The sequence below is a fragment of the Hymenobacter lapidiphilus genome (assembly GCF_003417065.2).
GTDB lineage: Bacteria > Bacteroidota > Bacteroidia > Cytophagales > Hymenobacteraceae > Hymenobacter.
The window spans coordinates 50247-58161 of record NZ_QVLT01000029.1 but is presented as its reverse complement, the minus strand read 5'-3'; the positions used below and the strand labels follow the sequence as shown (position 1 = coordinate 58161).

8 protein-coding genes are annotated in these 7915 nt (G+C 54.2%); all 8 read right to left on the bottom strand.

The window, feature by feature from the left end:
• Window positions 1-1041 (bottom strand): oligosaccharide flippase family protein (locus D0N36_RS15035; protein ID WP_147320929.1); only part of this gene is annotated, 1041 nt, incomplete at its 3' end.
• A 498-nt stretch (window positions 1042-1539) separates the two neighbouring features.
• Window positions 1540-2163, bottom strand: a complete 624-nt coding sequence (locus D0N36_RS15030; protein ID WP_199798357.1) for an acyltransferase — start codon at window positions 2161-2163, stop codon at window positions 1540-1542.
• Window positions 2126-2554, bottom strand: a complete 429-nt coding sequence (locus tag D0N36_RS15025; RefSeq protein ID WP_199798356.1) for a sugar 3,4-ketoisomerase — start codon at window positions 2552-2554, stop codon at window positions 2126-2128. The genes D0N36_RS15030 and D0N36_RS15025 overlap by 38 nt, the downstream gene beginning before the upstream one ends.
• On the bottom strand, window positions 2547-3650 hold the full coding sequence (locus D0N36_RS15020) for a DegT/DnrJ/EryC1/StrS family aminotransferase (RefSeq protein WP_116942672.1): 1104 nt from the start codon (window positions 3648-3650) through the stop codon (window positions 2547-2549). The genes D0N36_RS15025 and D0N36_RS15020 overlap by 8 nt, the downstream gene beginning before the upstream one ends.
• A gap of 68 nt (window positions 3651-3718) precedes the next feature.
• The gene (locus D0N36_RS15015; RefSeq protein WP_190242698.1) at window positions 3719-4828 is read right to left on the bottom strand and encodes a glycosyltransferase family 4 protein; all 1110 of its coding nucleotides are present in this window, start codon (window positions 4826-4828) and stop codon (window positions 3719-3721) included.
• A gap of 75 nt (window positions 4829-4903) precedes the next feature.
• Window positions 4904-5887 (bottom strand): NAD-dependent epimerase/dehydratase family protein, encoded by a 984-nt coding sequence (locus D0N36_RS15010; RefSeq protein WP_116942664.1) that lies wholly within the window; start codon window positions 5885-5887, stop codon window positions 4904-4906.
• Window positions 5888-5983: 96 nt separating this feature from the next.
• Window positions 5984-7207, bottom strand: coding sequence for a glycosyltransferase family 4 protein (locus D0N36_RS15005; RefSeq protein WP_116942663.1), 1224 nt, complete (start codon window positions 7205-7207; stop codon window positions 5984-5986).
• On the bottom strand, window positions 7165-7863 hold the full coding sequence (locus D0N36_RS15000) for a glycosyltransferase family protein (RefSeq protein WP_262895327.1): 699 nt from the start codon (window positions 7861-7863) through the stop codon (window positions 7165-7167). The genes D0N36_RS15005 and D0N36_RS15000 overlap by 43 nt, the downstream gene beginning before the upstream one ends.
• Window positions 7864-7915: the final 52 nt, after the last annotated feature.

The window sequence follows — 7915 nt, the reverse complement described above, 5'->3', positions numbered from 1 at the left end:
CTGACCAGCGAAGAAATCCGGCCCTACCCACAGCCGGATAAACCACTCATCCAGGGTCAGCATCAGCCAGAACGCCGCTAGGCTCATCACCACAATCAGTAGCATCATACGGTGGAAATACAGGCGGGCCCGGGCCGGACCTTCGTGCACCACAATTTCGGCTACCGCCGGCAGGGCATTTTCCGTGACCCGGCCCAGCAGGTTCATTCCTACCTCCGGAATGCGCACCGTCAGCGAAAACACTGCTACCAGCGCCAACGACAGCACCTTACCAATAACCAGCCGGTCAGTGTACAGAATCACCTGCGTCGCCAGCCCGTGCAGAAACATGAAAAAGCCGTACCCCAGCATGGAGTGCGTCAGCGCCTTGTCAAAGTATTTTATCCGGATCCGGACCTCGGGATAGTAGCGGTACAGTAGTACTACCTGCACGATACCGTTTCCGAAAAGTTGAAACAGGTTAGCATATACGAACGTCCAAAGACCAATTCCCCGCGACAGCAAGAGTAGCGTCAGCCCAGTGGTTAGCAGGTTGACCACAAAAATAGGGGTAGCAATCAGGGTTTGCCGATGATGAGCGAAGAAAATGCCGCCCAGCCCACGTTGCATGAATTGCCCGCCGACCAACAAACTGAGGGTAATAACAATCGGAACAGCGGGGGCCGCCAGTTCCGGACTTAGGTCGTACGCTTTGGGCAGTAACGGGGCCAGCCCAATACCGGCCCCAGCCACTAGTATACCGAAACCGGCTGCTATCAGCACCCCGGTCGACATAATCCGATTAACCATCAGCCGGTTGGCCTCATCATCACCCCGGTGTAGGGCCAGATTGCGGATAACGGCCGACGAGAGACCAAAGTCGAACAGCGCCAGGTAATTCACTATCTGAAAAAAGATAATAGACAAGCCATAGGCGTCCTTATCCAGATATTTCACCATCAGGGGCGTACTGACGATAGACACCAACATGGAAATAATGGTGAATGCCTGCGTCGAGATAGTGCCCCAGAAGGCGGATTTTGTGCGCGAAATTTCAGACATGACAACGGGTAACAACCGGACCTACGTCCGTACTAATGACGCACTAGGCACCGCAGAGCGGGAGACCAATTCCCAACTGCGCATGAGTTAGGAAAGCCCATTTTAAGTGGGTATTTTTTGGCACCTCTTACCTGAAATAAGCTACAGCTTACGGCTACTGTTTAGCGTAGCAATGCTACGCTAAACAGTAGCCGTTCTTCCAGTCCTTTAAAGTACGGCTTGTAATCAGGTAATACGTTTTATTCAATGGCTGGATGCGTAACGTCCCGCATATCCGATTACATTTCTAGGTATAGCGATTTCGGGAACAGTGGGCCTCGTCGTAGAGACGCAACAGTTGGAGTCTCGTCGTTGCTGATGTTGACCGTCAATTACTGTCGTTCAACTACGAGACTCCAACTGTTGCGTCTCTACGACGAGGTATACCGTTTGCGAAACCGCTATAATCTGCATTGTTATTAGGAGCCAATACCAATACTAATGGTGGGATAGTGCATTTTAAACAGATTCCGGAACCAAGCCGTGCGAAGCCTCCCGGTACCGCCGGCCAGTAGTGGCTGACACCCAATACCCCGGTTCCGGAGCTGCTTCCAGCTTCTGGCCCTGTTCATCTATCCAGCCATGCTGCCGAGCCGGATTACCATAAACAAGGGCATAATCCTTGACGTCACGGGTAACGACGGAGGCTATTCCCGTAAGCGCATAACGGCCTATCGTAACGCCAGCTAGAATAGTAGAATTGGCACCCAGTGAGCAGCCATGCTTGAGTAAGGTATACACTATGGGTGCCAACCTATCTTTGCTACGCGGCCTGACATTGTTAGTAAAGACCACGTTGGGCCCAATGAATACGTTGTTTTCTGCCGTGATACCCGTCCACAGATACACACCGCACTTGAGCGTGACATTGTCGCCCAAGATCACCCCATTTTCGACGAAGCAATGGTCACAGATATTACAGTCTGCCCCGATACGCACATTATTCAGTACGTGGACAAAAGCCCAGATAGTGGTACCGTAGCCTATATCGGTAGTATCGACAATGGCACTGGGGTGAACGTAATAGGTAAGCGGGGTGCCGGTATTAAAAGTGGACATGTTGTAATATTTTAAATTCAGCATATTCACGGATATAATCCGCTTCCAGATATTCTTCCGAAGCTAGACACATCAGAACGGCATTCGTGGAAAACGTAATAGCCCCCCAATACAACCGGGGAATATACAGGCCCTGATCTGGTTGATTGAGTGTGAACGTGTATTTATCGCCCCTAATGCCTTCCAGAGTGAGGCCAATCTGGCCATTAACGGCAAATACCACTTGCTTCAGATCATGATGGGCGTGCCCGCCGCGCATAGTATCAGTAGGTACCTGATAAGTCCAGTAAACGCGACGAATGGTGAACGGTAGCTCAGAGTTCTGGGTTACCGTCAAATAGCCAATGGCTTGTGACCCGGTACGAGAAAAATCAAGTAAGCGGGGGATTTCTGAGAACATCAGGACCTCACGCAAAGAACGAATGAATTGCCTGCGCAACCGCGGCAATTTGCTCTTCCTGCATGCCGGGCCACATGGGTAAGCTCAAGCTAGTCGACGCCAGTTCTTCCGCAATTGGGTACTGACCAACAGGTATTTCCAGGGCAGCGTACGCCCCCTGCTGATGAGGAGGCACCGGATAGTGGATGAGGGTGCCAATACCGGCTGCCGTCAGGTGCTGCTGCAATGCGTCGCGCTCAGGGGTACGCACCACGTACAAGTGGTAGACGTGCGTACTACCCTCGGCCACTACGGGTAAGATTATATTGGTAATACCAGCTAATAGCTGATCATATCGGGCCGCAATTTGCTGACGCTGGCGGGTCCAATCTGATAAACGCGGAAGTTTCACGGACAAGACTGCGGCCTGCATTTCGTCCAGTCGAGAGTTATAACCAATAACCTCATTATAGTATTTTTTCTGCGAGCCATAGTTTCGCAGCGTACGCAGGTGCCGGGCTACTTCGGCATCATTGGTCGTAATGGCCCCGGCGTCGCCCAAGGCGCCCAGATTTTTCCCCGGATAAAAACTGGTACCGTTGGCATGACCGAAGCTTCCAGTGAGGCTGCCATCGGCAGCGGCTCCTTGAGCCTGCGCATTATCCTCAATCACAAACAGGTCATGACGACGCGCAATGTCCATAATGGCCGTCATCTCACAGGCCTGTCCATACAGGTGAACCGGCATAATGGCTTTGGTACGCGGCGTGATGGCCGCCTCAATTAGCCGGGGATTCAGGTTGTATGTGGCCGCGTCGGGCTCAACGGGAACGGGCGTGGCACCAACAAATGATACGGCCAGCCAAGTGGCGATGTATGTATTCGAAGGAACGATTACCTCGTCACCGGCACCAATATTCAGGGCGACCAGGGCCAGGTGTAGCGCATCCAGACCATTAGCAACGCCTACGCAGTGCTCTACCCGATTATAAGCCGCGTAAGCGGCCTCGAAATCAGTCACCGACTGCCCCAGCACGTACCACTGGCTATCGTAAACCCGGGCCATAGCCGCTAATACTTCTTCCCGAATGGGATGATGCTGAGGCGAAAAAGAGAGAAAAGGAACTTGCATGAGGAAGGTAAAAGTCAGGGACAAAGGTACAGGAATGTGCAGCTAAACCCGGTAAATGACAAGGTACGTTAGGTAGTGGGCCATAAACCACGCGTGTGCAGCTCCCGCTTTAACTGGAGGGCCCATTGGTCCCAGTTCAACGTTTCTTCGTAGCGCTGACGTGCGGCAACGCGCATCTGCTGGTAAGCTGCTTCATCCTGATACAGGGACTGGATAGTCGTGGCAAAATCCTCCCCCGTTGCACTAAGGGGCAGCATTACGCCGGTCTTACCCTGCTCCACGAAACTGGCAATCCCGCCAACATCGGTCGTTACGACAGGTAAGCCGAAAGAGTTGGCATCGGCAAAGGCAATAGCGGCACACTCGGCCCGCGAAGGCAGAATGAAAAAATCCGCCGTGCGAAACAGAGTATCCAACCGCTGCAGGTCGGCCGCTTCACCCATATTCAGATACGGAATTGTCGTAAACCCCGGGTGCTGGTACTTATGCGCCTCTGCGGCGGGCGGAGCGCAACCCACTACGGTAAGCGTAGCAGGTACGCCTCTTTCATTAAGCGCCACTATGGTATCATAGGCAATAGCCACACCTTTACGCCCCCATTCTCCGCCCATTAGAAACAGCCGACACTCCGCGTTGCGGGGCTTGTCCGCAATTTCGGCATAGTCCGGCGGCGAGGGATAGTTGGCACCAAACGGAATTACTACTACTTTAGCTGGATCGGCCCCATAATCCTGAATAGCCGACTGAGCTGCCCACTCGGACGAATAGCACACCAGAGATGCGTTATCCAGTGCTTTTTTCTCAATGAAATTCAACTCCCGCTTCGATACAGTGAGCAGCCCCATCAGGCCGGCATAAAAATCGATGAGTTGGCCGAGGGTGGAATCCTCGATATAGACAATGGGAACCGTGGTATCGAGGTAGGCAATTTCGGTAAAGGATGCCGGAGCTAGCAGCAAGTCAAATGGCTGCTGCTGCAGGCGGCGCCCAAAAATACGGGCGTAAATTTTCGCCATTACAATGCTCCAAGAGTAATGATAGCGCTTGCGGGTGAGCGGCGTAATAAGGCGGCGGTTGAGGTTGTCGCCGATGCGCAGTGGCCACACCATAGGCACGGGCCCCAGAGCAGTTACCGGCCCGATGTTACGTTCGGCAGCTTTCAAAATGGAGTAATGCACGCCGGACCAAGAGCGCCGGTTATAGGGGTCGGTGCTGGTTACGAAACCAATCCGGGGGGCAGAGGGAAGAGACATTCAGGATACAGAGGAAGAAGGGGCTGCGGCCTGACGAGCAACATACCAAGCCCACGTACGCGACAGGCCATCGGTAATAGACACGGCTGGCTGCCAGCCAGTAGCGGTCGTCAGCTTATGGCAGTCAAGAATATTGGCAGGCACATCAAAGGGCCGTTCTGGAGCAATACGTAGATGCACTGGCACGCCAGTAGCCACAGCCATTGGGGCCAGCATATCCAAGATCTGTCGATTGGTAAGTCCCTGGCCACTACCTAAATTGTATACCTCACCTGGCTCACCCTCCAATAAGGCTGCCACAATGCCGGCCGCCAAGTCCGTGATATACAGGTAGTCGCGGATAGTACCCTGCTCCCCGAAAAGAGTCAGTTCCCGGCCATCTAGCATGGACGCAATGGCCGTGGCAATAAAGCCCTGGCCCGCATACGGGCGTTGGCCTTCTCCGTAGGCATTGGCCGGCCGCACGCATACGATGGGCAACTGGCGGGTTTCAAAATACATATGAGCGTACTTTTCCAAGGCCAGTTTGGTAATGCCATAGGGTGAAAGCGGCTGGGTCCGATGCGTTTCACGAATGGGCTCTATCGCTGTACGGCCATACACAGTCCCGCCGGAGGAAATCCAGACGAACCTGCGCAGATGCGTCATGGTAGCCGCCAATTCAAACAGTCGCACCGTTTCGGGTACATTTACCAAGATATCATTAACCGGATCCTGGAAACTGGTACCGGGGCTGGTAGCATACGCCAGATCAATGACGTCATCGGCCTGCTCGATGGCAGCACGCAGCACCGTCATGCCGGCATCGGGAGCATTATCTAGATAGCGTACTCCGACCGGAAAGCCATCCGGCGAATCGTTGCGGCCTACCACTAACACCTCCCGCCCCTGGGCAACAAGTTCTGCCACTACGGCTCGCCCGATAAAGCCTGCGCCACCAATGACGCAGGTGGTAACTTTAGCGGAAGAGAGTTGATGAGCCATTCGTAAATTATTTGAGATTTTCCGTAGGCACTGATAACATACACTAACAGCGCAAAATTACGTCTTTTCAGTGGTGATGTAGGAGTAACCGGGATTTCAGTCACCAAAATCGGAGTCCACGGCAGGCAAACTGGTAACTGCTGCTTCAATGTGGTGCAGCAGGTCACCGGCGGCATCGGGCATCTGATGTTTCTGCGCATACATGGCGGCCACAACCGCCATGTCCGCCCATTCCGATCGGCAGGACCACGCTCGTTCCATCATCTTCCCGAGGGAATAGACCGAAGCTGTATCAGCAATGAAGCCGGTGATTCCCTCGTGTACCCAGGTCCGTACCAGCCCTACATCGGCCGCTGCGACGGGCCGGCCGCATAGGCATGCTTCTTGGACCACCATGGGCCCCGACTCAATACGGGAGGGGACAACAAGTAGATGCGTATTCTGCCAGACGGTAGCGCTATCACTCACATGCCCATGTAGCGTTACGTGTTCCTGCAAGCCATACAGGGCAATCAACCGGCGCAGATAGACCTCATCGGGGCCCTGCCCATATAGGTTCAGGTGCCAAGCTCGCGGCCGCCAGTTTGGAGCCGCCAGCACTTCCAGCAATACGTCCTGGCCTTTACGATCCACGTCAAAACTACCTACTACAGCCAACTGTACCGGCCCGTTCTCGGGCAATGCCGGGTACGGGATGGGATACTGCTCTGGCAGATGCAACGGATTCTGGACCACCCGAGTATTGAGTAAGGGAGCAGCCAGTTGCCGTCGGAGCACCTGTTGCTGTAGGCACGAAATCATGAGAACCTCCCGAGCCTGCCCAAACAGCTCAATCATGCGCAGCCGCTGAGCTTCATCCTGGCGAACCGGATCGTGGTAGTTATGGCAGATGAGCAGAAAGGGTAGTTCCTGCACCCATTTATGAAGCTGTTTGTGGAAAATCAGATCGTTCCAGCCACCCTGGCTGATGACGACTACATCGGGGGCAAAGCGGCGTAAAGCATCTATCTCAGGCAAACGACTCTGCCGAGGTAAACGCGTAAGCCAGTCAATGGCCCTAAAGCGCAATGTGGGCTCATAGCGCCGTCGAAAATGCGTGCGCGCACCAGCAACAGCCAATTGCTGAATGGGTTTCGCTGGTTGGGGCCAGGCATAGCAGGAAACCATTACATTGTGTCCTTCGCGCAATGCGCGCCCAGCCGTCTGTGACCAGAGAACCTCACTTCCGCCCCATGGAGCGTCATACATAAGGGAAATAAATGCTATGCGCATTACAATCAGGCGACAAATCGTGTTTGAATCAACTGCTTGGCCAGCCATAGGGTATCCCGGTTAAAGGGGGCCAGCAATAAGCACTTAACCAAGTGCTTCGTAACAGTGGAAGCAGCAAAATGCTGCCGTATCAAGAGCCCCGTGAACTCCTGCAAGGCTCGCAATTCGAGCGCCCGGCACTCGTCTTTTGGCACTTTGACCACACCGAAAGGTAGCTGATTCACCCGTTTCCGCTGATATTTCAACGCGTTAACAACCCACTGCGCGTTGATATTTCCCCGGGAATGATGTTCGATGAGTAGGTCAAAGGTAACACATACGCGCAAGCCACTCCGAAAAATCTCCGTGCAATAATCCACATCGTAGAAGTGGAAATCGGTAAAGGTGCGCGCATCAAACGGATGCCGCGCCCAGACCTCCTTCCGCGAGCACATCCACATGCCGTCTATTACCGCCACATCCGTTAGCGTGGCGGCTTCGGGGTTGCGGAGCTCGTGCTCCGTGTGTCCATCGGAAAAAACGTTGAGCACGTTTTCGCGGCAGTAGGGCAACCCGCAGCCCCACCAGGCGGCGGGGGCGGCCAGCTGAAACTGCCCCCCCGTTACCCCCAGCACGCCAATGGTCGCGTCGCGCAGCACGTCCACCACAGTCTGCCCCCAGTCGGCCGTGCGGAAACGGATGTCTTCGTGCATGAAGCACAGCACATCGTAGCGGCCCGGGCCGCGCCCAGGTTGTAGGCCTCGCAAATGCCGTACT

What these genes read in the sequence shown, in the direction of transcription:
- D0N36_RS15030 (WP_199798357.1), bottom strand. Translation starts at nt 2,163, where the DNA reads ATGCTGAATTTAAAATATTACAACATGTCCACTTTTAATACCGGCACC.
- D0N36_RS15020 (WP_116942672.1), bottom strand. Translation starts at nt 3,650, where the DNA reads ATGCAAGTTCCTTTTCTCTCTTTTTCGCCTCAGCATCATCCCATTCGG.
- D0N36_RS15010 (WP_116942664.1), bottom strand. Translation starts at nt 5,887, where the DNA reads ATGGCTCATCAACTCTCTTCCGCTAAAGTTACCACCTGCGTCATTGGT.
- D0N36_RS15005 (WP_116942663.1), bottom strand. Translation starts at nt 7,207, where the DNA reads ATGGCTGGCCAAGCAGTTGATTCAAACACGATTTGTCGCCTGATTGTA.